The organism is Staphylococcus sp. HMSC063F05 (assembly GCF_001837075.1).
Classification (GTDB): domain Bacteria; phylum Bacillota; class Bacilli; order Staphylococcales; family Staphylococcaceae; genus Staphylococcus; species Staphylococcus epidermidis.
The window spans coordinates 1-23,624 of sequence record NZ_KV831369.1; the positions used below are offsets into that span (position 1 = coordinate 1).

General features: G+C 33.8%; 27 protein-coding genes and 1 riboswitch. Of the genes, 26 read left to right on the top strand and 1 reads right to left on the bottom strand.

What is annotated here, in order from left to right; all coding sequences use genetic code 11:
• Nucleotides 1–232: 232 nt before the first annotated feature.
• The 24 genes from HMPREF2576_RS10485 to fabZ all read left to right on the top strand — a co-directional run bounded on the left by HMPREF2576_RS10485 (nt 233) and on the right by fabZ (nt 21,021).
• Complete coding sequence (locus HMPREF2576_RS10485) at nt 233–1,660, top strand: aldehyde dehydrogenase family protein (protein WP_001832742.1); 1,428 nt, start codon at nt 233–235, stop codon at nt 1,658–1,660.
• A 303-nt stretch (nt 1,661–1,963) separates the two neighbouring features.
• Nucleotides 1,964–3,280: a transcription termination factor Rho gene (gene rho, locus HMPREF2576_RS10490; protein WP_001829985.1), complete on the top strand. Its 1,317-nt coding sequence runs from the start codon at nt 1,964–1,966 to the stop codon at nt 3,278–3,280.
• 116 nt (nt 3,281–3,396) lie between these two features.
• Nucleotides 3,397–3,654 (top strand): type B 50S ribosomal protein L31, encoded by a 258-nt coding sequence (locus HMPREF2576_RS10495; protein ID WP_001829959.1) that lies wholly within the window; start codon nt 3,397–3,399, stop codon nt 3,652–3,654.
• A gap of 286 nt (nt 3,655–3,940) precedes the next feature.
• Nucleotides 3,941–4,540 (top strand): thymidine kinase, encoded by a 600-nt coding sequence (locus HMPREF2576_RS10500; RefSeq protein WP_001829979.1) that lies wholly within the window; start codon nt 3,941–3,943, stop codon nt 4,538–4,540.
• Nucleotides 4,540–5,616: a peptide chain release factor 1 gene (prfA, locus tag HMPREF2576_RS10505; RefSeq protein ID WP_001829940.1), complete on the top strand. Its 1,077-nt coding sequence runs from the start codon at nt 4,540–4,542 to the stop codon at nt 5,614–5,616. Before HMPREF2576_RS10500 ends, prfA begins: the two co-directional genes overlap by 1 nt.
• Nucleotides 5,603–6,439 carry a peptide chain release factor N(5)-glutamine methyltransferase gene (gene prmC / locus HMPREF2576_RS10510; RefSeq protein ID WP_002440566.1) on the top strand — a complete coding sequence of 279 codons (837 nt, stop codon included), beginning with the start codon at nt 5,603–5,605 and terminating at the stop codon, nt 6,437–6,439. The genes prfA and prmC overlap by 14 nt, the downstream gene beginning before the upstream one ends.
• Before the next feature lie 162 nt (nt 6,440–6,601).
• A complete protein-coding gene (locus HMPREF2576_RS10515; RefSeq protein ID WP_001829923.1) occupies nt 6,602–7,645 on the top strand; it encodes an L-threonylcarbamoyladenylate synthase in 1,044 nt (347 codons plus the stop codon).
• Complete coding sequence (locus HMPREF2576_RS10520; RefSeq protein ID WP_002457126.1) at nt 7,642–8,061, top strand: low molecular weight protein arginine phosphatase; 420 nt, start codon at nt 7,642–7,644, stop codon at nt 8,059–8,061. Before HMPREF2576_RS10515 ends, HMPREF2576_RS10520 begins: the two co-directional genes overlap by 4 nt.
• A gap of 109 nt (nt 8,062–8,170) precedes the next feature.
• Entirely contained in the window at nt 8,171–8,695 is a 525-nt protein-coding gene (locus tag HMPREF2576_RS10525; protein ID WP_001829927.1) for a TIGR01440 family protein, read from the top strand.
• A 24-nt stretch (nt 8,696–8,719) separates the two neighbouring features.
• The gene (gene glyA / locus HMPREF2576_RS10530; protein ID WP_002468313.1) at nt 8,720–9,958 is read left to right on the top strand and encodes a serine hydroxymethyltransferase; all 1,239 of its coding nucleotides are present in this window, start codon (nt 8,720–8,722) and stop codon (nt 9,956–9,958) included.
• Nucleotides 9,959–9,986: 28 nt separating this feature from the next.
• On the top strand, nt 9,987–10,616 hold the full coding sequence (upp, locus tag HMPREF2576_RS10535) for a uracil phosphoribosyltransferase (protein ID WP_001829916.1): 630 nt from the start codon (nt 9,987–9,989) through the stop codon (nt 10,614–10,616).
• A gap of 24 nt (nt 10,617–10,640) precedes the next feature.
• Complete coding sequence (gene wecB / locus HMPREF2576_RS10540; protein ID WP_001829933.1) at nt 10,641–11,786, top strand: non-hydrolyzing UDP-N-acetylglucosamine 2-epimerase; 1,146 nt, start codon at nt 10,641–10,643, stop codon at nt 11,784–11,786.
• Nucleotides 11,787–11,938: 152 nt separating this feature from the next.
• Nucleotides 11,939–12,289, top strand: coding sequence for an ATP synthase subunit I (locus HMPREF2576_RS10545; protein WP_002494682.1), 351 nt, complete (start codon nt 11,939–11,941; stop codon nt 12,287–12,289).
• 25 nt (nt 12,290–12,314) lie between these two features.
• Nucleotides 12,315–13,043, top strand: a complete 729-nt coding sequence (atpB, locus tag HMPREF2576_RS10550; RefSeq protein ID WP_001829936.1) for a F0F1 ATP synthase subunit A — start codon at nt 12,315–12,317, stop codon at nt 13,041–13,043.
• Nucleotides 13,044–13,085: 42 nt separating this feature from the next.
• Nucleotides 13,086–13,298, top strand: a complete 213-nt coding sequence (gene atpE / locus HMPREF2576_RS10555) for a F0F1 ATP synthase subunit C (protein ID WP_001048816.1) — start codon at nt 13,086–13,088, stop codon at nt 13,296–13,298.
• Between the two features lie 97 nt (nt 13,299–13,395).
• Nucleotides 13,396–13,911 (top strand): F0F1 ATP synthase subunit B, encoded by a 516-nt coding sequence (locus HMPREF2576_RS10560; protein WP_001829958.1) that lies wholly within the window; start codon nt 13,396–13,398, stop codon nt 13,909–13,911.
• Complete coding sequence (locus HMPREF2576_RS10565) at nt 13,911–14,450, top strand: F0F1 ATP synthase subunit delta (RefSeq protein ID WP_001829963.1); 540 nt, start codon at nt 13,911–13,913, stop codon at nt 14,448–14,450. Before HMPREF2576_RS10560 ends, HMPREF2576_RS10565 begins: the two co-directional genes overlap by 1 nt.
• 22 nt (nt 14,451–14,472) lie before the next feature.
• Nucleotides 14,473–15,984: a F0F1 ATP synthase subunit alpha gene (gene atpA / locus HMPREF2576_RS10570; RefSeq protein WP_001829913.1), complete on the top strand. Its 1,512-nt coding sequence runs from the start codon at nt 14,473–14,475 to the stop codon at nt 15,982–15,984.
• An 84-nt stretch (nt 15,985–16,068) separates the two neighbouring features.
• Entirely contained in the window at nt 16,069–16,935 is an 867-nt protein-coding gene (atpG, locus tag HMPREF2576_RS10575; protein ID WP_001829942.1) for an ATP synthase F1 subunit gamma, read from the top strand.
• A 21-nt stretch (nt 16,936–16,956) separates the two neighbouring features.
• Nucleotides 16,957–18,369, top strand: a complete 1,413-nt coding sequence (gene atpD, locus HMPREF2576_RS10580) for a F0F1 ATP synthase subunit beta (RefSeq protein ID WP_070856571.1) — start codon at nt 16,957–16,959, stop codon at nt 18,367–18,369.
• A 19-nt stretch (nt 18,370–18,388) separates the two neighbouring features.
• Nucleotides 18,389–18,793 (top strand): F0F1 ATP synthase subunit epsilon, encoded by a 405-nt coding sequence (locus tag HMPREF2576_RS10585; protein ID WP_002447782.1) that lies wholly within the window; start codon nt 18,389–18,391, stop codon nt 18,791–18,793.
• A gap of 148 nt (nt 18,794–18,941) precedes the next feature.
• Complete coding sequence (locus tag HMPREF2576_RS10590; RefSeq protein ID WP_002456242.1) at nt 18,942–19,175, top strand: DUF1146 family protein; 234 nt, start codon at nt 18,942–18,944, stop codon at nt 19,173–19,175.
• A gap of 109 nt (nt 19,176–19,284) precedes the next feature.
• Entirely contained in the window at nt 19,285–20,550 is a 1,266-nt protein-coding gene (gene murA, locus HMPREF2576_RS10595; RefSeq protein WP_001829978.1) for a UDP-N-acetylglucosamine 1-carboxyvinyltransferase, read from the top strand.
• A 33-nt stretch (nt 20,551–20,583) separates the two neighbouring features.
• Nucleotides 20,584–21,021 (top strand): 3-hydroxyacyl-ACP dehydratase FabZ, encoded by a 438-nt coding sequence (gene fabZ, locus HMPREF2576_RS10600; RefSeq protein ID WP_001829953.1) that lies wholly within the window; start codon nt 20,584–20,586, stop codon nt 21,019–21,021.
• A 317-nt stretch (nt 21,022–21,338) separates the two neighbouring features.
• Here fabZ and HMPREF2576_RS10605 read toward each other — a convergent pair whose 3' ends face one another.
• On the bottom strand, nt 21,339–21,779 hold the full coding sequence (locus HMPREF2576_RS10605) for a YwpF-like family protein (RefSeq protein WP_001829935.1): 441 nt from the start codon (nt 21,777–21,779) through the stop codon (nt 21,339–21,341).
• 190 nt (nt 21,780–21,969) lie between these two features.
• Between HMPREF2576_RS10605 and HMPREF2576_RS10610 the strand changes: the two genes are divergently transcribed.
• Nucleotides 21,970–22,365: a single-stranded DNA-binding protein gene (locus tag HMPREF2576_RS10610; protein ID WP_002457121.1), complete on the top strand. Its 396-nt coding sequence runs from the start codon at nt 21,970–21,972 to the stop codon at nt 22,363–22,365.
• Nucleotides 22,366–22,752: 387 nt separating this feature from the next.
• Nucleotides 22,753–23,412, top strand: coding sequence for a transglycosylase family protein (locus HMPREF2576_RS10615; RefSeq protein WP_001829904.1), 660 nt, complete (start codon nt 22,753–22,755; stop codon nt 23,410–23,412).
• A gap of 113 nt (nt 23,413–23,525) precedes the next feature.
• A riboswitch (TPP riboswitch) is annotated at nt 23,526–23,624 on the top strand.

The following is a 23,624-nucleotide window of genomic DNA, read 5'->3' on the forward strand; positions in this document are numbered from 1 at the left end:
TTAATTATAAGTACTTGACTAATCGTAGGAAGAGAGTCTGGGACATTAATGTCTCAGGCTCTTTTTGGTTCAAAATCAAATTTGAAAAATATAATTTGATATCTCAAATTATATTAAGTGCATTTTAGAAAATAGCATTTATTTAAATCGACCTGTGAGCAAGTTATGTTTATTACCTGTAAAAATAGGATAGTATATGTATATATCTTTTCTAAGGAGTGAATATAATAAGATGAGAAATTTCACTAAACAATATATAAACGGTGAATGGGTTGATAGTGCAAGCGGTGAAACTATTGATGTTATTAACCCTGCAACTGAAGAAGTAATGGGTAAAATTGCTAAAGGTAACGAAGAAGATGTTAATAAAGCTGTAGATGCTGCAGATAAAGTATATTTAGAATTTAGACATAGTTCTGTTGAAGAAAGAAGAGAACTTTTAGATAAAATCGTAAAAGAATATCAAAATAGAAAAAATGATTTAATTGAAGCAATTACTGATGAACTAGGAGCGCCTTTATCAGTTTCCGAGAACGTTCATTATCAAATGGGATTGAATCATTTTACAGCTGCAAGAGATGCTTTAGATAGCTTCCAATTTGAAGAACAACGTGGCGATGATTTGGTTGTTAAAGAAGCAATTGGAGTTGCTGGACTTGTTACACCTTGGAATTTCCCTACAAACCAAACTTCACTTAAATTAGCTGCTGCGTTTGCTGCTGGTAGCCCTGTTGTTTTAAAACCATCTGAAGAAACACCATTTGCTGCAATTATTTTAGCAGAAATTTTTGATAAAGTAGGCGTACCTAAAGGTGTGTTTAACTTAGTCAATGGTGATGGATCTGGAGTAGGAAATCCTTTAAGTGAACATCCAAAAGTAAGAATGATGTCATTTACAGGTTCTGGTCCTACAGGTTCAAAAATTATGGAAAAAGCTGCAAAAGACTTCAAAAAAGTGTCTCTTGAATTGGGTGGGAAATCACCTTATATCGTATTAGATGACGTTGATGTTGAAGAAGCTGCTAATGCAACAACGAAAAAAGTAGTTAACAATACAGGTCAAGTTTGTACTGCAGGAACACGTGTACTTATTCCTGAAAGTATTAAAGAAGACTACTTAACAGCAGTTAAAGAAGCATTTAGTAAAGTTAAAGTAGGTCAACCAAGAGAAGAAGGAACTCAAGTAGGTCCTATTATTAGTAAAAAACAATTTGATCAAGTTCAGGATTACATTGATAAAGGTATCAATGAAGGAGCAGAGTTATTCTACGGTGGTCCAGGTAAACCAGAAGGATTAGATAAAGGATATTTTGCGCGTCCAACTATATTTATTAATGTAGATAATCACATGACGATTGCACAAGAAGAAATTTTCGGACCTGTCATGTCTGTAATCACTTATAATAATCTTGACGAAGCTATTGAAATTGCTAATGATACTAAATATGGTCTTGCTGGCTATGTTATTGGTAAAGATAAAGATACATTGAGACATGTTGCTCGTTCAATCGAAGCTGGTACAATTGAAATTAATGAAGCTGGTAGAAAACCAGACTTACCATTCGGTGGTTATAAAGAATCTGGCTTAGGTCGTGAATGGGGCGATTATGGTATCGAAGAATTCTTAGAAGTAAAATCAATAGCTGGATATTTTAAATAATTAGTAAATTAAATTAAATGTTGCAATTAAACAAAGCACGGAACTAATTTTGTTCTGTGTTTTGTTTTTTATGTTAAAATTCCTAAAATCATTTTGTAATTAAAATGAAAATTTGCTATAGTTAGTCTAGTAATTAGAAGGTTGAGAAATATACAAACGTATAAATATAGCTATAATGTGACTTTTTATTATTGTCAGTCACATAAATATCGAGATAAGAATCTATTATTTGGTTAAGCTAACTATGCGTTTATTATTTTTGAACTTCGTAAAATAAATAATTAATGAAATGGGTGCAAGTCTATGCCTGGTAGAGAACGAACATCTCCGCAGTATGAATCTTTCCACGAATTATATAAAAACAATACTACTAAAGAGCTCACTCAAAAAGCCAAATCTTTAAAATTAACTAATTACAGTAAATTAAATAAAAAAGAATTGGTACTTGCCATTATGGAAGCACAAATGGAAAAAGATGGTAATTACTATATGGAAGGAATATTAGATGATATTCAACAAGATGGATATGGTTTCTTAAGAACCGTTAACTATTCTAAAGGTGAGAAGGATATTTATATTTCTGCAAGCCAAATTCGACGTTTTGAAATAAAACGTGGTGATAAAGTAACGGGTAAAGTTCGTAAACCAAAAGATAATGAAAAATATTATGGTCTACTTCAAGTTGATTTTGTAAACGACCATAATGCAGAAGAAGTCAAAAAACGTCCTCACTTCCAAGCTTTAACACCTCTTTATCCGGAAGAAAGAATCCTATTAGAAACGCAATCTACAAATTATTCCACTCGTATTATGGATTTAGTCACACCAATAGGTCTTGGTCAACGTGGTCTTATAGTTGCACCACCTAAAGCTGGTAAGACAAGTTTATTAAAAGAAATCGCTAACGCAATAGCGAGTAATAAACCGGAAGCGAATTTGTTTATATTACTAGTAGGTGAGCGTCCAGAAGAAGTGACGGATATTGAAAGATCGGTTGAATCTGCAGAAGTCGTTCATTCGACTTTCGATGAACCACCAGAACACCATGTTAAAGTTGCTGAATTATTATTAGAGCGTGCAAAACGATTAGTTGAAATTGGAGAAGATGTAATTATACTTATGGACTCCATAACACGTTTGGCACGAGCATATAATCTAGTCATACCACCTAGTGGACGTACATTGTCAGGTGGGCTTGATCCCGCTTCATTACACAAACCTAAAGCGTTTTTCGGTGCAGCACGTAACATTGAAGCTGGGGGAAGTTTGACAATTTTAGCTACTGCTTTAGTTGAGACAGGATCTCGTATGGATGATATGATCTATGAAGAGTTCAAGGGTACAGGTAATATGGAATTACATCTTGATCGTAAGTTATCAGAACGTAGAATATTCCCAGCGATAGACATAGGTCGTAGTTCAACACGAAAAGAAGAGCTATTAATCACTAAAGCGGAATTAGATTCATTATGGCAATTACGAAATTTATTTACTGATTCAACAGACTTTACAGAACGTTTTATTAGAAAACTTAAGCGTTCGAAAAATAATGAAGAATTCTTTAAGCAATTGCAAAAAGCAGCTGAAGAGAGTACTAAAACTGGAAGACCAATTATTTAAACTCGTAGATTAAGGGTTGCGTTTTCCAAATATTACTATTATAATTACACAGTATTGGGTAAAAAACTCACAAATAACTCTGTTCCAGATGGTTCAGGGCAAAGGAGCTGAAAAAAATGAAACAAGGAATTCATCCTGAATACCACAAAGTTATCTTTTTAGATACAACAACAAACTTTAAATTCTTAAGTGGTTCTACAAAAACATCTTCAGAAACTATGGAATGGGAAGATGGAAATGAATACCCAGTTATTCGTTTAGATGTATCATCAGATTCTCATCCATTCTATACTGGACGTCAAAAATTCGCAGCAGCGGATGGTCGTGTGGAACGTTTCAACAAAAAGTTTGGACTCAAATCAAACAACAACTAATTTTGGATTTCAACTGTCTACTTTCCCGTTTGGGTATTGTAGACAGTTTTTTATTATAGAGTTTTGTTGAATCATCAACTCTATATCAAAGCTCTTTATATCTATAAAATCTACGATTAGTATAATTATATATAGAGGTGTGTAAAACTTTTTATAAATCATTCGTTCAATTTTTAAATTTCATAATGCACCTGTAAATTATGATTCTTACTTTGAAAATACATTTATCTACATAAAAAATATGATATAATTAAGCGATTATGTTTTGAAAAAGGTGGAACTATCAATGTATGAAACGTACCATTCAGGTTGGATTGAAACCATAACAGGAAGTATGTTTAGTGGGAAATCTGAAGAACTTATACGTCGCTTAAGACGTGGAATATACGCTAAACAAAAGGTGGTTGTTTTCAAACCAGCAATTGATGATCGTTACCATAAAGAAAAGGTCGTCTCACATAATGGTAATGAGATAGAAGCGATTAATATATCTACAGCTCAAGAAATTTTAAATCATAAGCTAGAAGAAGTAAACGTCATCGGAATTGACGAAGTGCAATTTTTTGAAGACGATATTGTCAACATAGTTGAAAAATTAGCTGAAAACGGGCATCGTGTTATTGTAGCAGGTTTAGATATGGATTTTAGAGGAGAACCGTTTAAACCTATGCCCAAGTTGCTCGCAGTTAGTGAACATATTACAAAGTTGCAAGCAGTATGTTCTGTATGTGGTTCACCTTCGAGTCGTACACAACGGTTAATAAATGGTGAACCGGCGAAAGTAGATGATCCCATCATATTGGTTGGTGCAAATGAAAGTTACGAGCCACGTTGTAGAGCACATCATATAGTTGCACCTAGTGAAAATGAGAAGGAGGAAATGTAGTGTTTGATCAATTAGATATAGTAGAAGAACGATATGAACAATTAAATGAATTACTGAGTGATCCTGATGTCGTGAATGACGCTGATAAATTAAGAAAATATTCAAAAGAACAAGCTGACTTACAAAAGACTGTTGATGTGTACAGAAGTTATAAAACCAAAAAAGAAGAATTACAAGATATTGAAGATATGCTAAATGAAACATCTGATAAAGAAGAAGTTGAAATGCTAAAAGAAGAAAGTAGTGCTTTAAAAACAGAATTACCTGATATGGAAGAAGAATTAAAAATCTTACTTATACCTAAAGATCCTAATGATGATAAAGATGTTATAGTTGAAATCCGTGCAGCTGCAGGGGGAGATGAAGCTGCAATATTTGCTGGGGACTTAATGAGAATGTATTCAAAATACGCCGAGGCAAACGGATTTAAAACAGAAATAGTTGAAGCTTCAGAAAGTGATCATGGTGGATATAAAGAAGTGAGTTTCTCAGTATCTGGTACAGGTGCTTACAGTAAATTAAAATTTGAAAATGGTGCACATAGGGTCCAACGTGTGCCTGAAACAGAATCAGGGGGGCGAATTCACACTTCTACCGCAACTGTTGCTGTATTACCTGAAGCTGAAGATGTCGAAATTGAGATACGTAATGAAGATTTAAAAATTGATACTTATCGCTCTAGTGGTGCTGGTGGTCAGCACGTTAACACGACTGACTCTGCAGTGCGTATTACACACTTGCCGACTGGTGTTATAGCAACTTCTTCTGAAAAGTCTCAAATTCAAAACCGAGAAAAAGCTATGAAAGTTTTAAAAGCACGATTGTATGATATGAAATTGCAAGAAGAACAACAAAAATATGCTTCTCAAAGAAAATCAGCTGTTGGTACAGGTGATCGTTCTGAAAGAATAAGAACTTATAATTATCCTCAAAGTCGTGTGACAGATCATCGAATTGGTTTAACGCTTCAAAAGTTAAATCAAATCATGGAAGGAAATTTAGACGAGATTGTGGAGGCACTCACACTTTCAGAACAAACTGAGAAACTGAAAGAATTAAACAATGGTGAATTATAAAGAGAAGTTTGCAGAAGCCAAGACAATTGCCGTAAATGAGGGGTTTGAATCAACTCGTGCCGAATGGTTGTTTTTAGATGTTTTTGGTTGGTCGAAAACAGATTATTTAATTCATAAAGATGAGCAAATGTCTTTGACATCAATTAACAAATTGGATAAAGCGTTGGATAGAATGATCACAGGAGAACCTATTCAATACATTGTTGGATTTCAGTCTTTTTATGGTTATCAATATAAAGTGAATCAACACTGTCTTATACCAAGGCCTGAAACCGAGGAAGTTATGTTGCATTTTTTAGAATTGTGTAAAAAGACTGATACCATAGCAGATATTGGAACTGGAAGTGGTGCTATAGCAATTACGCTTAAGTTACTGCAACCTGAATTAAATGTTATTGCAACAGATTTGTATGAAGATGCTTTAAATGTAGCTAAGCAAAATGCTAGTCATTATCACCAAAATATTCAGTTTTTGCGTGGAAATGCTTTAAAACCGCTAATTGAAAATGATATAAAATTGGATGGGCTGATATCTAATCCACCATACATAGGCCATAGTGAAATAATAGATATGGAGTCAACAGTACTAAATTATGAGCCACATCATGCTCTATTTGCTGAGAAAAACGGATTTGCTATTTATGAGTCAATATTAGAAGATTTACCATTTGTAATGAAACAAGGTGGACATGTTGTTTTTGAAATAGGTTATAGTCAAGGAGATATCTTAAAAAGAATGATTCAAGATTTATATCCTGAAAAAGAAGTAGAGATTTTCAAAGATATCAATGGAAATCAGCGTATTATATCTATTATTTGGTAGTTAAACAATTTATAAGATATTTTTTATAGTTGTTTTGTATAAGAAAAACGTGACTTTCGATCAGCAACATAGCACGGGTGGAATTTTAATTCAACTTTTTGAAAATGAATTAAATTCTGCCCTTATTTCTTTACAGCATATAATCACAGAAGAGGTGAAAACATGCACACACAAATATGGGATTTAAGAATGTATAAAAATAATGTTAGTCAATATCCACATATAGATGAGATAAAACAAACTTTCCTAGATGGAGGTTTAGTAGCGATACCTACTGAAACAGTATATGGTCTTGGTGCGAATGCTAGAAACGAAGAAGCAGTCGAAAACATCTATGTTGCAAAAGGACGTCCGTCCGATAATCCGTTAATCGTTCATATTCACAGTATTGAACAACTCGATGATTTTGTAGAGTATATTGATGATAAGGTTAAAGTATTGATGGATGAATTTTGGCCGGGACCTATTTCTTTTATATTACCACTTAAACAGGGATATCTTTGCAGTAAAGTGACTGGTGGATTAGAATCTATCGCTGTTAGAATGCCTAGTCATAAAATAGGGAGAGCATTACTTCAAATTGTAGATGAACCCATAGCAGCTCCTAGTGCTAATATTAGTGGTCGACCGTCACCAACAACTTTTGAACATGTGAATAGAGATTTAAATGGTAAAGTCAACGGTATAGTTAATGGTGATCAATGTGAAGAAGGACTTGAAAGTACTGTGATTGATTGCACACAGTTTCCGTTTCGTATCGCGCGACCAGGTTCAATTACGCAAGATATGATAGAAACTAAACTACCTCATTCGATAAATCGTCAAATATATGAGGAAAATGAAAAGCCTATCGCACCTGGTATGAAATATAAACATTATTCCCCAGAGACCCCATTAACAATTGTTAAAGATTTAAATAAAAAAATTGCTAATGATGATAAATGGTCAAAAGTAGCATTTGTATTCCCAGAGAGTCAAAGAAGTTTGATTCCCGAAAATAGCATTTTTATATCTTTATGTGAAAATAAGGGAGATTTTAAATCAGCAGGCCATAATTTATATGAAATTTTACATGAACTTGACCAGAATGAAGAAATAGAAGAGGCATATATTTATGGATTTGAAGATAATCATCACACTGAAGCTATCATGAACCGAATGTTAAAAGCAGCAAGTTATAAACTAATTAAAGGTGAAAAGCTATGAAAATAATTTTTGTATGTAGTGGCAACACTTGTCGAAGCCCACTGGCTGAAAGTATAGCCAAGTCCCTTTTACCACACGATAGTATAGCTTCAAGAGGGCTATTCGCAGTTGAGGGACAGGCCATATCTAAGGAATCGTTAGAATTAATTCATAAGTACGATTTACCTGAACCATCACGAGCACAAGCATTTCATATAGATGATCTTGATGCTGATATTATACTTACCATGACGCAAGCTCATAAAGATTTAATATTTTCTATGTATGGACGACAATCTAATGTCTTTACATTAAATGAGTATGTAGGTGACACACAAGAAATTGATGACCCATTTGGTGGCTCGTTTGATGTTTATGAACAAACTTATACCAAAATTTATGATTTAGTCGACAAAATAAAATTTAAACACGAGTAAAGTAAAATATATATAATTAGTATATGTTAAGCTTTAAATAAGTTATAATTAAGGAGTATAGCAAGTTTGCTATGTTCCTTTTTTATTTTATACAAAGGGGTGGGTTCAAATGCGTGATTTACAACAACTGCTTGATGAATTGAAAGATATGTCATTCTTTAATCCAGGCGAAATGTGTATCATTGGTTGTTCAACTTCCGAAGTTATAGGTAAACGTATTGGTTCTGTTGGATCAATGGACGTAGCTAAAGAAATTTACGAAAATTTGAAACAACTAGAGATTGATACAGGCGTGACATTTGCTTTTCAAGGATGTGAACATATTAACAGGGCAGTAACGATAGAAAGAGCAAATTTCAACCCATTGACTATGGAAGAAGTTACTGTCGTTCCAGACGTTCATGCAGGTGGTAGTTTATCCACTTACGCTTATCAACAAATGGAAGATCCTATTGTTGTTGAGCATATTACTGTTTCAAAAGGTATAGATATAGGTCAGACCTTAATTGGAATGCATATTAAACATGTGTGTGTTCCTGTAAGAACAAGTGTTAAACAAATTGGAGAAGCTATCGTTACCATAGCGACATCTAGACCTAAGAAAATTGGTGGCGAACGAGCTAAATATCAATAAATATTGAGGAAGAAGGGGATTTAAATGTCTTATATCGAGAAAAAGGATAAAGTTGTTTACGATGCTATTCAAAAGGAGTTTCAACGACAAAATAGTAATATTGAACTCATTGCATCAGAAAATTTCGTGTCACAAGCAGTTATGGAAGCCCAAGGTTCAGTATTAACGAATAAATATGCTGAGGGTTATCCTGGGCGCCGTTATTATGGAGGGTGTGAGCATGTAGATGTAACTGAGTCCATTGCCATTGAAAGAGCAAAAGCTTTATTTGGAGCAGAACATGTTAATGTTCAACCCCATTCAGGTTCTCAAGCTAATATGGCTGTGTATTTGGTTGCTTTAGAAATGGGCGATACTGTGTTAGGTATGAATTTGAGTCATGGTGGTCATTTAACACATGGGGCAACTGTCAATTTTAGTGGTAAATTTTATCATTTTGTTGAATATGGTGTGGACCAAGAAAATGAATTAATAAACTATGATGAAGTGAGACGTTTAGCAATTGAGCATCAACCTAAATTAATTGTAGCTGGTGCTTCAGCATATTCAAGAACTATTGACTTTAAAAAATTTAAAGAAATTGCTGATGAAGTAGGAGCTAAATTGATGGTAGATATGGCACATATTGCTGGTTTAGTAGCTGCTGGTTTACATCCTAATCCTGTAGAATATGCCGATTTTGTGACTACTACAACTCATAAAACTTTACGCGGTCCACGTGGTGGTATGATTTTATGTAAAGAAGAATATAAAAAAGATATAGATAAAACAATCTTCCCAGGTATTCAAGGCGGTCCATTAGAACATGTCATCGCCGCAAAAGCTGTTGCATTTGGAGAAGCTTTGAACGACGATTTTAAAGATTATCAAAATCAAGTCATTAAAAATGCACAAGCTTTAGCTCAAACATTAATTGAAGAAGGCTTCAGAGTTGTATCTGGCGGTACAGACAATCATTTAGTTGCAGTTGATGTTAAAGGTTCTATCAATATGACTGGTAAATTAGCTGAAGAGACACTTGATAAAGTAGGAATTACATGTAATAAGAATACTATTCCATTTGATAAAGAAAAACCGTTTGTAACAAGTGGTGTTAGACTAGGAACACCAGCAGCTACAACTCGTGGTTTTGATGAATCTGCATTTGTGGAAGTAGCAAAAATTATTAGTTTAGCATTAAATAACTATGATAATGATACTAAACTAAATGAAGCTAAAGAGAGAGTTCACGCACTCACATCTAAATATCCATTATATAATTAATAGACATACACATTGGAGGAAAATGATTATGAGTAAAGTACATGTTTTTGATCACCCATTAATACAACACAAACTAAGTTATATTAGAGATGCTCGCACTGGAACAAAAGAGTTTAGGGAACTTGTAGATGAAGTCGGTATGTTAATGGCTTATGAAGTAACTAGAGACTTAGAACTGCAAGATGTTGAAATACAAACACCTGTGACTAAAATGACAGCTAAACGTTTGGCGGGTAAAAAGTTAGCAATTGTACCTATTTTAAGAGCTGGTCTAGGCATGACAGATGGTGTGTTAAGTCTTGTTCCTGCTGCTAGGGTAGGACATATAGGACTATATAGAGATCCAGAGACTCTTGAAGCGGTAGAGTACTTTGCGAAAATGCCTCAAGACATCGATGAACGTCAAATTATTGTGGTTGATCCTATGCTTGCTACTGGTGCTTCAGCTATTGAAGCAATTTCTTCATTAAAAAAACGTGGAGCTAAAAGTATACGTTTTATGTGTTTAATAGCTGCCCCTGAAGGCGTTGAAAAAATGCAAGAAGCACACCCAGATGTAGATATATATATTGCGGCATTAGATGAAAAATTAAATGACAAAGCGTATATTACACCAGGTTTAGGTGATGCAGGGGATAGATTATTCGGTACTAAATAATAGATTCGGAGATAGATATTTTTGATGAAAAAAGTTATGACCATATTTGGAACTAGGCCTGAAGCTATAAAAATGGCTCCGTTGATTAAAACGTTAGAGAAAGATTCTGACCTGGAACCCGTTGTTGTAGTCACCGCCCAACATAGAGAGATGCTTGATTCAGTGTTGAATACTTTTAACATAAGTGCAGATTATGATTTGAATATTATGAAAGCTGGTCAAACATTGTCTGAAGTAACATCTGAAGCAATGAAAAAGTTAGAAGATATCATACAAAAGGAAGTGCCTGATATGGTACTTGTTCATGGTGATACAGTGACAACCTTTTCTGGAGCATTAGCCGCATTTTATAGTCAAACACCTATAGGACATGTTGAAGCTGGATTAAGGAGTTATAATAAATATTCACCTTATCCTGAAGAAATAAATAGACAAATGGTTGGGGTAATGGCAGATTTGCACTTTGCCCCAACCTATAATGCTGCACAGAATTTAGTAAAAGAGGGTAAATTAGCCAAACATATAGCTATCACTGGTAATACAGCTATTGACGCAATGAATTATACAATCGATCACCAATATTCATCATCTATCATACAAAAACATAAAAATAAAAACTTTATTTTACTCACAGCACATAGACGTGAAAATATAGGTAAACCTATGATAAACGTGTTTAAAGCGATTAGAAAGTTGATTGATGAATATCAGGATTTAGCGTTGGTCTATCCTATGCATATGAATCCCAAAGTAAGAGATATTGCGCAAAAATATTTAGGAAATCATCCTAGGATTGAATTGATAGAACCACTTGATGTGGTTGATTTTCATAATTTTGCTAAACAAGCATATCTCATTATGACTGACTCTGGTGGAATACAAGAGGAGGCACCATCATTACACAAACCAGTTTTAGTATTGAGAGATAGTACTGAAAGACCGGAGGGAGTAGATGCTGGAACTTTGAGAGTCATTGGTACGAATGAAGAAGATGTCTATAATGAAACTAAAAAATTAATAGAAAACCCAGACCTTTATCAAAAAATGAGTCAAGCTGTTAATCCATATGGCGATGGACAAGCTAGTGAGAGAATTGTGCAACATATAAAATATTATTTTAATTTGACAAATGACAGACCCAATCATTTTGAATTTACAAAAGATTTATAAAATGACAAATGTGAATTTTTTGTGACAAAAACCGGTGAAAATTTAACAAGAATTTGAATAGAATTGACACCATACAACAGGCTATATTATCATTTAGATTGTATGAGTGGAACGGTTTACATGATTGGTATAGGACACTCGGAGGCTATAAAATGCGTCGTTTCAACATCATTTTCAAACAATATTTGCAATATTATCTTTATATATTGGTAATAATTGGAATATTGTACTCAATTTCACCCCACCCATTTCTCTTGGGTCTTATGATAGGTACATGTGGTTCTTTAGTAAATACATACATCTTTGAGATTTATTTAGCTAAATCAATGCATAAAGAAACTACACAAATGTCTACTGGTAGTACTTGGAGGTATTTAGTGGCAGTTATTGCATGTGTATTATGGTTATTCTTTAAAGAACACATTAATATTATCGGAGTTTTAATTGGGTTAATGATTTCTTATATTGTAATCATATTGCGCCCTCTACTACAAAGGGAGTAAAAATTTAATAGAAAGAGGTGAGTTTATGGATCACAAATCCCCACTCGTTAGTTGGAACGTCTTTGGTTTCGATATTGTTTTTAATTTGGCCAGTGTTTTAATGGTAGTGATTACAGCAATTTTAGTTTTTATTTTAGCTATAGTTTGCACTCGAAACTTAAAGAAACGACCAACTGGAAAACAAAACTTCATTGAATGGGTATTTGATTTTGTTAGAGGTATTATTGAAAGTAATATGGCCTGGAAAAAAGGTGGGAATTTCCACTTCTTAGCAGTGACATTAATTCTTTTCATTTTTGTGGCCAACATGCTTGGTTTACCGTTCGCAATTGTCACTCATGACCATACGCTATGGTGGAAATCACCAACAGCAGACGCTACGGTAACTCTAACGTTATCTACAACTATGATTTTGTTAACGCACTATTACGGTATTAAAATGCGTGGAACAAAAGCTTATGCAGCTGGATATTTTAAACCTTTCTGGCCATTAGCTATTATTAATGTATTCGAAGAATTCACTTCTACATTAACTTTAGGTCTACGTTTGTACGGTAATATTTTTGCAGGTGAATTATTACTCGGTTTACTTGCATCATTGTTCTTTGAACAACCTGCATGGGGTTGGATAATTAGTATTCCTGGATTAATTGTTTGGCAAGCGTTCTCTATATTCGTGGGAACAATTCAAGCATATATCTTTGTAATGCTTTCAATGGTTTACATGTCACATAAAGTGGCAGACGGACATTAATATAATTTAGTAACTATATAAATATTAGGAGGAAATTTTATTATGAATTTAATCGCAGCGGCAATCGCAATTGGTTTATCAGCATTAGGTGCAGGTATTGGTAACGGTCTTATCGTATCTAGAACAGTTGAAGGTGTAGCACGTCAACCAGAAGCACGTGGTCAATTAATGGGTATCATGTTCATTGGTGTTGGTTTAGTTGAGGCATTACCAATCATCGGTGTTGTAATTGCATTCATGACATTTGCTGGATAAGACATTTTATAAGGCGAAGTCTAATGAGAGACTATCGCCGTTCGTTTTGTTTTTTATAGCTTAGTGATTATTTTGACGAAAGGAGTGTCATGAGCCCGTGACTGCAACAGCTAATACATTTATTCTCGGTGCAGGAGTTGAATGGGGGACAACAATTGTAACACTCGTAACATTTGTAATCCTCATCATACTTTTGAAGAAATTTGCTTGGGGTCCATTAAAAGAAGTAATGGACAAACGTGAACGTGATATCAATAAAGATATTGACGACGCAGAACAAGCTAAGATAAATGCTCAAAAACTTGAAGAAGAAAATAGAAAGACACTTAAAGAAACTCAAGATGAAGTTCAAAAAATCTTAGACGATGCTAAGATTCAAGCACGTAAGCAACATGAAGAAATTATTCATGAAGCTAACGAAAAAGCTAATGGTATGATTGAAACTGCTCAAAGTGAAATTAATAGTCAAAAAGAACGTGCAATTTCTGATATTAATAATCAAGTTTCTGAACTATCAGTACTTATTGCATCTAAAGTTCTTAGAAAAGAAATTTCAGAGCAAGATCAAAAAGAATTAGTTGAAAAGTATTTAAAAGAGGCAGGGGATAAATAATGGCAAAGGTAGCAAAAAAATATGCCAAAGCATTATTTGATGTCGCTCTAGATACAAATCAACTAGATGTTGTCTATGAAGATTTAGAAACAATTAGCCATTCATCGTTTGATTTCATCAAACAACTTAAAGCAATTGATAGTAATCCAAGCTTAACTGCAAATCAACGTGAAGAATTTGTAGAAAGAGTTTACAACGAAGCAAATCCATATGTGGTAAATACTTTAAAAGTATTAGCAGATAACCGACATATTTCAATTGTAGAGAATGTTTTTAAATCATTCCAAAATTTATATAACAAATACTACAAACAAGATTTTGCAATTATTGAATCGACTTACGAGTTAAGCGAAGATGAAATATCAAGAATTGTAGAACTTATCAAAAAGCAAACTGAATTATCAAATGTAATTGTTAACACTAAAATCAATCAAGATTTAATTGGTGGATTTAGAGTTAAGGTTGGAACTACAGTTATGGATGGTAGTGTTAGAAATGACCTTGTTCAATTACAAAGAAAATTTGAAAGAGCTAACTAATATTTAAAGAGGAGTGACATAGATGGCCATAAAAGCTGAAGAAATCAGTGCATTGCTTCGCTCACAAATTGAAAATTATGAGTCAGAAATGTCCGTTACAGATGTTGGTACAGTACTCCAAATTGGTGACGGTATCGCATTAATTCACGGACTTAACGACGTTATGGCTGGTGAGCTAGTAGAATTCCATAACGGTGTTCTTGGTTTAGCACAAAACCTTGAAGAATCTAATGTGGGTGTGGTTATTTTAGGACCATATGAAGAAATTAGTGAAGGTGACGAAGTTAAACGTACTGGCCGAATTATGGAAGTACCAGTCGGAGAGGAAATGATAGGAAGAGTTGTTAATCCTCTTGGACAACCCATTGACGGACAAGGTCCAATCAATGCGACTAAAACTCGTCCTGTAGAGAAAAAAGCAACTGGCGTAATGGATCGTAAATCTGTAGATGAACCATTACAAACAGGTATCAAAGCAATTGATGCTTTAGTACCAATTGGCCGTGGTCAACGTGAATTAATCATTGGTGACCGTCAAACTGGTAAAACAACTGTTGCAATTGATTCAATCTTAAACCAAAAAGATCAAGATACAATTTGTATTTATGTTGCAATAGGTCAAAAAGATTCAACAGTTCGTGCAAATGTTGAAAAATTAAGACAAGCAGGTGCTTTAGACTACACAATCGTTGTATCTGCATCCGCAGCTGATCCAGCACCATTACTTTATATTGCACCTTATTCTGGTGTAACTATGGGTGAAGAGTTCATGTTTAATGGAAAACATGTTCTTATCGTTTACGATGATTTAACTAAACAAGCGGCAGCATACCGTGAGCTATCATTATTATTACGTAGACCACCAGGTCGTGAAGCATATCCTGGGGACGTGTTCTACTTACACAGTAGATTATTAGAAAGAGCTGCAAAACTTAACGATGATCTTGGAGGCGGTTCAATTACTGCTTTACCAATCATTGAAACTCAAGCTGGCGATATCTCAGCATACGTTCCAACAAATGTTATCTCAATTACTGACGGACAAATATTCTTACAATCTGATTTATTCTTCTCAGGTGTTAGACCAGCGATTAATGCTGGGCAATCAGTATCTCGTGTTGGTGGTTCAGCTCAAATTAAAGCGATGAAAAAAGTTGCAGGAACATTACGTTTAGACTTAGCTTCATATCGTGAGTTAGAATCATTTGCGCAATTTGGTTCTGATTTAGATGAATTTACAGCTAAAAAATTAGCGCGTGGTGAACGTACTGTTGAAGTATTAAAACAAGGTCAAAATAACCCACTGCCTGTAGAACATCAAGTACTTATTATTTTTGCTTTAACTAAAGGTTACTTAGATGATATTCCTGTCCAAGATATCAATCGTTTTGAAGAGGAATTTAACCACTGGGCTGAGTCAAATGCAACTGAATTATTAAATGAAATTAGAGAAACTGGTGCTTTACCAGATGCTGATAAATTTGATTCTGCTATCACAGAATTTAAAAAAGGATTTAATAAATCAGAAGAATAAAATCTAATTTAATCGTAATAGAGAGTACATTCTAAATCTTATAAATCGTTAAATTAAGATTAATACTCCAAAGGTGGTGAGATAATGGCCTCTCTTAAAGAGATAGATAGTCGTATTAAATCGACAAGTAAGATGAAGCAAATAACAAAGGCGATGAACATGGTTTCTAGTTCAAAATTACGTAGAGCTGAGAAAAATACTAAATCATTTAGACCTTATATGGAAAAGATGCAAGATGCTATTACAGCTGTAGCTGGTTCAAATAGTACTTCTAATCATCCAATGCTTAAATCTAGAGATATTAAAAGAAGTGGTTACTTAGTAATCACTAGTGATAAAGGCTTAGCCGGTGCCTATAGTACAAATGTTTTAAAAAGCTTAGTAAACGATATCAATTCTAAACACAACGACAGTAGTGAATATAGTCTAATCGTTTTAGGTCAGCAAGGTGTAGATTTCTTCAAACATAGAGGATATGAAATTGAAAGTTCTTTAGTTGAAGTTCCAGATCAACCTTCATTTAAATCTATTCAATCTATAGCTAAACATGCTATTGATTTATTTAGCGAGGAAAACATAGATGAATTGACTATTTATTACAGTCATTATGTTAGTGTCTTAGAAAATAAACCTGCAACTAAACAAGTTTTACCATTATCTCAAGAAGATTCAGGTCAAGGACATGGTCAAATGTCTTCATACGAATTTGAACCAGATAAAGAATCTATTTTAAGCGTTATTTTGCCACAATACGTTGAAAGCTTAATCTACGGTACAATCTTAGATGCAAAAGCTAGTGAACATGCTTCACGTATGACAGCAATGAGAAATGCTTCAGATAATGCGACAGAACTAATCGATGATTTATCATTAGAATACAATAGAGCGAGACAAGCTGCGATTACTCAACAAATTACTGAAATTGTTGGTGGATCATCAGCTCTTGAGTAATAATAAAAGGAGGAAATCAACATGGGAATTGGCCGTGTAACTCAAGTTATGGGTCCAGTAATAGATGTTCGTTTTGAACATAACGAAGTACCTGAGATAAATAATGCATTACACATCGAAGTTCCTAAAGAAGATGGAGCGCTTCAATTAACATTAGAAGTTGCACTTCAACTAGGTGACGATGTAGTTCGTACAATTGCAATGGACTCAACTGACGGCGTTCAAAGAGGAATGGAAGTTAAAGATACAGGTAGAGACATAAGTGTACCTGTCGGTGACGTAACTCTAGGAAGAGTGTTTAACGTACTAGGAGAAACTATTGACTTAGATGAAAAAATTGATGATTCAGTACGACGTGACCCTATCCATAGACAAGCTCCAGGATTCGACGAATTATCAACAAAAGTAGAAATCTTAGAAACTGGTATTAAAGTAGTAGACTTATTAGCACCTTACATAAAAGGTGGTAAAATTGGATTATTTGGTGGTGCCGGTGTAGGTAAAACCGTACTAATCCAAGAACTTATTAATAACATCGCTCAAGAACACGGTGGTATCTCAGTATTCGCTGGTGTTGGTGAACGTACACGTGAAGGTAATGATCTTTACTATGAAATGAGTGACAGTGGTGTTATCAAGAAAACTGCAATGGTCTTTGGTCAAATGAATGAGCCACCTGGTGCACGTATGCGTGTAGCATTATCCGGATTAACAATGGCCGAATATTTCCGAGATGAAGAAGGCCAAGATGTGTTATTATTCATTGATAACATTTTCAGATTCACTCAAGCTGGTTCAGAAGTTTCTGCGTTATTAGGTCGTATGCCATCAGCTGTTGGTTATCAACCTACACTTGCTACAGAAATGGGTCAATTACAAGAACGTATAAGTTCAACAAATAAAGGTTCAGTTACATCAATTCAAGCTGTTTTCGTACCAGCCGATGACTATACTGACCCTGCGCCAGCAACAACGTTCGCACACTTAGATTCAACAACAAACTTAGAGCGTAAATTAACAGAAATGGGTATTTATCCAGCTGTAGACCCGCTTGCTTCTACATCTAGAGCTTTGGAACCTTCAGTAGTAGGTCAAGAGCATTATGATGTGGCACGTGAAGTTCAATCTACTTTACAAAAATATAGAGAGTTACAAGATATTATTGCGATTCTTGGTATGGATGAATTATCAGATGTAGATAAACAAACTGTGGAACGAGCACGTAGAATTCAATTCTTCTTATCACAAAACTTCCACGTTGCAGAACAATTTACTGGACAAAAAGGTTCATATGTACCTGTTAAAACAACAGTTGCAGACTTCAGAGATATTTTAGATGGTAAGTATGACCATATTCCTGAAGACGCATTCCGTTTAGTAGGTAGCATGGAAGACGTAATTGAGAAAGCAAAAGATATGGGTGTTGAAGTCTAATAATTAGGAGGTATGGATAATGAATACACTTAGACTAAATATTGTCACTCCTAATGGTTCTGTCTATGAACGTGAAGACGTTGAGATGGCTGTCTTACAAACAACAGCTGGTGAAATGGGGATTATGTATGGTCACATTCCAACTGTTGCTGCATTAAAAACAGGTCATGTGAAAGTTAATTTTCACAACGGAAATGAATTTATTGCAGTAAGTGATGGCTTTATTGAAGCAAGACAACATCAATTATCAATTATCGTCCAAACGGCCGAACCTGCTAGTGAAATCGATGTTGAAAGAGCTAAATTAGCTAAGTCGAGAGCAGAATCACATTTAGAAGATGATGATGATAATACAGACATAAATAGAGCTAAAAGAGCACTTGAACGAGCAAATAATCGTTTACGTGTTGCAGAATTACAATAATTAAAAAAGGTTCGATAGTATATTTTAATGACTATCGAACCTTTTTTTAAATTTTAAAATGTTAAAAAGTAATATCCATTTTTATAAGTATCTTTATTGCCTCTTTTCGTGTACAATGTTATACAGTAATCTTACGAAGGAGCTTAATATGGATTATCTTGGTCAGTTCGCAATTGTTCATTTAATCTTACATGTTGTTTGTATTTGCGTAGCTTATTGGGCTTTAAATTCCATAAAATTAGACCAATTTTTTAAAAAGGGCTACCCATTACAAGTTCAAGTTTGTATGATTTTTATTTCTATTTTACTGGGTACGGCAGTCAGTAACTTTATAGTTGATTTATTGCAATATTCAACTCAAGTGAAATACTTGATAAAATAACTATGTAATTGTTATTTAATTTATAAGTTAAATATGATCATATGACGAATATTTAATTAAAATGTTGGGAAATGTATAACTGATTAGAGTTTTAAGTGGAGGATTAAAGATGGATAAAATAGTAATAAATGGTGGAAATCGTTTAACAGGTGAAGTTAATGTTGAAGGAGCTAAAAATGCTGTATTACCTGTACTTACAGCGTCATTACTTGCTTCTGAAGGACACAGTAAACTAGTTAATGTCCCAGAGTTAAGCGATGTTGAAACAATCAATAATGTATTATCTACACTCAATGCAAATGTAGAGTATGATAAAGATAAAAATGCAGTTAAAGTTGATGCAACTAAAACTTTAAATGAAGAAGCCCCTTATGAATATGTGAGTAAAATGCGAGCAAGCATCTTGGTTATGGGACCACTACTTGCTCGACTAGGGCATGCTATTGTTGCTTTGCCAGGAGGATGTGCGATTGGAACACGTCCTATCGAGCAGCACATTAAAGGATTTGAAGCTTTAGGTGCAGACATTCATTTAGAAAATGGAAATATTTATGCAAATGCTAAAGATGGATTAAAGGGAGCACATATTCATTTAGATTTTCCGAGTGTAGGTGCAACTCAAAATATTATTATGGCAGCGTCCTTGGCATCAGGAAAATCTATCATTGAGAATGTCGCTAAAGAACCTGAAATTGTTGATTTAGCTAATTATATTAATGAAATGGGCGGTAAAATTACAGGTGCAGGTACTGATACCATTACGATACATGGTGTTGAAAAACTTTACGGTGTTGAACATGCAATTATACCAGATAGAATTGAAGCTGGAACGTTACTTATCGCAGGTGCAATAACTCGTGGTGACATATTTGTACGTGGTGCAATTAAAGAACATATGGCTAGTTTAATATATAAGCTTGAAGAGATGGGGGTAGATCTTGAATATTATGAAGAAGGTATAAGAGTTACAGCAAATGGAGATTTAAATCCAGTAGATGTAAAAACTTTACCACACCCAGGTTTCCCAACTGATATGCAATCTCAAATGATGGCTTTATTATTAACAGCAAATGGACACAAAGTGATTACTGAGACTGTTTTTGAAAATAGATTTATGCACGTTGCAGAATTTAGAAGAATGAATGCGAATATAAGTGTTGAAGGAAGAAGTGCTAAAATTGAAGGAAAAAGCCATTTACAAGGTGCTCAAGTTAAAGCAACAGATTTAAGAGCTGCTGCAGCCTTAATCTTAGCTGGTTTAGTTGCAGAGGGAACTACGCAAGTGACTGAGTTAAAGCATCTAGATAGAGGATACGTCAATTTACATGGAAAACTAAAAAGTCTAGGTGCAAACATAGAACGTGTAAATCGATAATATTATTACAGCTTAAGCTCGGAGGTTTTAAAAATGGAAACGATTTTTGATTATAATCAAATTAAACAAATTATCCCACATAGACAACCTTTTTTACTAATAGATAAAATTGTAGAGTATGAAGAAGGTAAAAGGTGTGTAGGACTAAAGCAAGTATCAGGTAATGAACCATTTTTCCAGGGACATTTCCCTAATTACGCTGTGATGCCTGGTGTTCTTATTACAGAAGCTTTAGCGCAAACTGGTGCAGTAGCTATGTTAAATAGTGAAGAAAATAAAGGGAAAATAGCATTGTTTGCAGGCATTGATAAGTGTCGCTTCAAAAAACAAGTCGTACCTGGAGATACATTAATGTTGGAAGTTGAAATAACTAAAATAAAAGGTCCTATTGGTAAGGGTTCGGCTAAAGCGACTGTTGATGGCCAACTTGCTTGTAGCTGTGAACTTACTTTTGCTATTCAAGATGCTTAATCTTAGATAATTAAACTCTTTAGGTAAAATAATTCGTATTGTGATAACAAAATAGTAAAACTTATTTAAAGAATATCGCACAGATTATTGACCTAACACTTTATGTATATTGAATTTCTGGTTGAAATACTTTAAGTCAGGTCTCGCCTAGAAATATAAGTATCAAATGGCAGTACTTTTTAATATAGTAATCTCTGTTCGTAAAGAGCCTGGAACAATGGTTAATTCATGTTCTAGGCTTTATTTATGTTCAATATTTAAAATTGTATATGATTTAAATATATGAAAATTAAATGTTTTATAATTACCCTTGGTGTTTATCTTTCGATTTTCTCATCTTTCAACTTAGGTTTTGATTGCATCATACGATTAAATGTTTTTTTCAACTTTTCACCTGTAAGTCCTTCATCAACTAATTCTTCTAATAAACTCTCAGCGTATTCTTGTCTCAAAGTGTAGATGTGACATTCTAAAACGACTGACATTGAATATTTAAAATTTTTAACGCTTTTAACTGTTGCATTAAATAACGCTGGATCGTTAGCAGGTCTTGTGATGACTACTCTAATATCTAAAAGTTGTTTGTTATCCTTATATTGCTTAAATGTTTCATAGTGTTCATTTGAAATTACTATTTCTAGTAACCACCCAGTGCCACTTCCTTCTTTATTTATAATCACACCATCTTCAATGACGTATTCTGATATTGCACCATGTTCATTCACAATTTGAAATCTTACTGCCTTAAAAGTTTTCATAATATCACTTCTCCAAATTTTTTTATTAATACAATAATAGAAATTTATGTCAGATTTAGATATAATACTTCAATATTTTCTTTAAATATATCAAAATCTCATCGTCATTTACTAACAATTTCAATAAAATTGTGGTTTTGACCAGTGAACTAAGCTCAGTTATGATTAGAACATAAGAAGGAGGTGACACATGTTAAATAAAATAGTCATTGTTGGTAGAATGACGAAAGATGCTCAAATCTATGAAAAGGAGGATAACAAAATAGCAACATTTTGCGTTGCTACAGAAAGAAACTACAAAGATGATAATAATGAAATTTCTACAGATTATTTACTTTGTAAAGCTTTCGGTAAAACTGCCACTAATATTGAAAAGTACACTAGTCAAGGTACTTTAGTAGGTATAACTGGACAAATGCGTTCAAGAAAATATGAAAAAGAAGGCCAAACACATTTTGTTACAGAATTATACGTTGAAACAATAAAATTCATGTCCCCAAAAAATAAAAACAATGAAACTCCCTCTGATAATCAATTTGAAAACAACACTTATCAACCTGATGATTTAGAAATAATTCATATTTAAACAACTAACTTTTCCTTTAAAACTCCATCCTATATTTAATAAATTAATTTATCCTTTCTTTCAATTATACTCGAGCGGCCTTTGTTAATCATAAAATATTAATAAAAGGTCGCTTTAAATACATAGCAAAGGCCTATAATTTCAATAATTATCTGATAAATTTCATTTGTATTACAACGATATTGTAGTAATATGACTCGAAAAAACTATCATGATAGGAATCATTACGGTTATTCATAAAAATTAGCATCCTATTTCATGTAATTGTAGTGTAAAAAATAGGCGTTTATTTTTATTTCAGTGTAACCTGTACGATTTTTATAGATGTTACAGTGGGTTACGTAAACAAATTAAGAAAACAAATCACTTTTAGGAGGATTTTTAATAATGAAAAAAACATTAGTTGCATCATCATTAGCTATAGGACTAGGCGTTGTAGCAGGTAACGCAGGTCATGACGCACATGCAAGTGAGACTACAAATGTTGATAAAGCAGAGTTAGCTCAAAAAGCGTTAACTAATGATCAATCACTAAATGAAAGCCCTGTTCAAGAAGGTGCTTATAATATTAATTTTGATTACAATGGTAATTCATATCATTTTGAATCTGATGGTTCTACTTGGAGTTGGAGTTATGAATCAACAAACAATGCTACGCAACCTGTTCAACCAAGCCAATCTCAAGTAGCTACACAACAACAACCTGTACAAGTATCAGCACCACAAAATGAGCAAACAGCACAACCACAAACAAAATCAACATCTACAAGTCAAACTTCTTCAAGTAAAGCTTCAAGTGGTTCATCAGTAAATGTAAATTCACATTTACAACAAATTGCTCAACGTGAATCAGGTGGCGATATTCATGCAATAAACCCATCTTCAGGTGCAGCAGGTAAATATCAATTCTTACAATCAACTTGGGATTCTGTTGCTCCAAGTCAATATAAAGGTGTTTCACCTGCAAAAGCTCCAGAAAGCGTACAAGACCGAGCAGCAGTAAAATTATATAATACTGGTGGCCCAGGTCATTGGGTAACTGCATAATTAAAATATGAAGTATCTACCATCTTCTCGAATTTGAGAAGATGGTTTTTTATTGTACGACTTATTTGATTTACATGTAATCGTTTGCTATGGTTGATAATGAATCATATATTATTTGCTACTAGGGGAGCCAAAAGGCTGAGATGAATGTATTCAGACCCTTATAACCTGATTTGGTTAATACCAACGTAGGAAAGTAGTTATTAACTATT

Excerpts from the sequence above, each read along its gene's own strand:
- HMPREF2576_RS10485 (WP_001832742.1), top strand. The coding sequence starts at position 233 with ATGAGAAATTTCACTAAACAATATATAAACGGTGAATGGGTTGATAGT.
- rho (WP_001829985.1), top strand. The coding sequence starts at position 1,964 with ATGCCTGGTAGAGAACGAACATCTCCGCAGTATGAATCTTTCCACGAA.
- HMPREF2576_RS10495 (WP_001829959.1), top strand. The coding sequence starts at position 3,397 with ATGAAACAAGGAATTCATCCTGAATACCACAAAGTTATCTTTTTAGAT.
- HMPREF2576_RS10500 (WP_001829979.1), top strand. The coding sequence starts at position 3,941 with ATGTATGAAACGTACCATTCAGGTTGGATTGAAACCATAACAGGAAGT.
- prmC (WP_002440566.1), top strand. The coding sequence starts at position 5,603 with ATGGTGAATTATAAAGAGAAGTTTGCAGAAGCCAAGACAATTGCCGTA.
- HMPREF2576_RS10515 (WP_001829923.1), top strand. The coding sequence starts at position 6,602 with ATGCACACACAAATATGGGATTTAAGAATGTATAAAAATAATGTTAGT.
- HMPREF2576_RS10520 (WP_002457126.1), top strand. The coding sequence starts at position 7,642 with ATGAAAATAATTTTTGTATGTAGTGGCAACACTTGTCGAAGCCCACTG.
- HMPREF2576_RS10525 (WP_001829927.1), top strand. The coding sequence starts at position 8,171 with ATGCGTGATTTACAACAACTGCTTGATGAATTGAAAGATATGTCATTC.
- glyA (WP_002468313.1), top strand. The coding sequence starts at position 8,720 with ATGTCTTATATCGAGAAAAAGGATAAAGTTGTTTACGATGCTATTCAA.
- upp (WP_001829916.1), top strand. The coding sequence starts at position 9,987 with ATGAGTAAAGTACATGTTTTTGATCACCCATTAATACAACACAAACTA.
- wecB (WP_001829933.1), top strand. The coding sequence starts at position 10,641 with ATGAAAAAAGTTATGACCATATTTGGAACTAGGCCTGAAGCTATAAAA.
- HMPREF2576_RS10545 (WP_002494682.1), top strand. The coding sequence starts at position 11,939 with ATGCGTCGTTTCAACATCATTTTCAAACAATATTTGCAATATTATCTT.
- atpB (WP_001829936.1), top strand. The coding sequence starts at position 12,315 with ATGGATCACAAATCCCCACTCGTTAGTTGGAACGTCTTTGGTTTCGAT.
- atpE (WP_001048816.1), top strand. The coding sequence starts at position 13,086 with ATGAATTTAATCGCAGCGGCAATCGCAATTGGTTTATCAGCATTAGGT.
- HMPREF2576_RS10565 (WP_001829963.1), top strand. The coding sequence starts at position 13,911 with ATGGCAAAGGTAGCAAAAAAATATGCCAAAGCATTATTTGATGTCGCT.
- atpA (WP_001829913.1), top strand. The coding sequence starts at position 14,473 with ATGGCCATAAAAGCTGAAGAAATCAGTGCATTGCTTCGCTCACAAATT.
- atpG (WP_001829942.1), top strand. The coding sequence starts at position 16,069 with ATGGCCTCTCTTAAAGAGATAGATAGTCGTATTAAATCGACAAGTAAG.
- atpD (WP_070856571.1), top strand. The coding sequence starts at position 16,957 with ATGGGAATTGGCCGTGTAACTCAAGTTATGGGTCCAGTAATAGATGTT.
- HMPREF2576_RS10585 (WP_002447782.1), top strand. The coding sequence starts at position 18,389 with ATGAATACACTTAGACTAAATATTGTCACTCCTAATGGTTCTGTCTAT.
- HMPREF2576_RS10590 (WP_002456242.1), top strand. The coding sequence starts at position 18,942 with ATGGATTATCTTGGTCAGTTCGCAATTGTTCATTTAATCTTACATGTT.
- murA (WP_001829978.1), top strand. The coding sequence starts at position 19,285 with ATGGATAAAATAGTAATAAATGGTGGAAATCGTTTAACAGGTGAAGTT.
- fabZ (WP_001829953.1), top strand. The coding sequence starts at position 20,584 with ATGGAAACGATTTTTGATTATAATCAAATTAAACAAATTATCCCACAT.
- HMPREF2576_RS10605 (WP_001829935.1), bottom strand. The coding sequence starts at position 21,779 with ATGAAAACTTTTAAGGCAGTAAGATTTCAAATTGTGAATGAACATGGT.
- HMPREF2576_RS10610 (WP_002457121.1), top strand. The coding sequence starts at position 21,970 with ATGTTAAATAAAATAGTCATTGTTGGTAGAATGACGAAAGATGCTCAA.
- HMPREF2576_RS10615 (WP_001829904.1), top strand. The coding sequence starts at position 22,753 with ATGAAAAAAACATTAGTTGCATCATCATTAGCTATAGGACTAGGCGTT.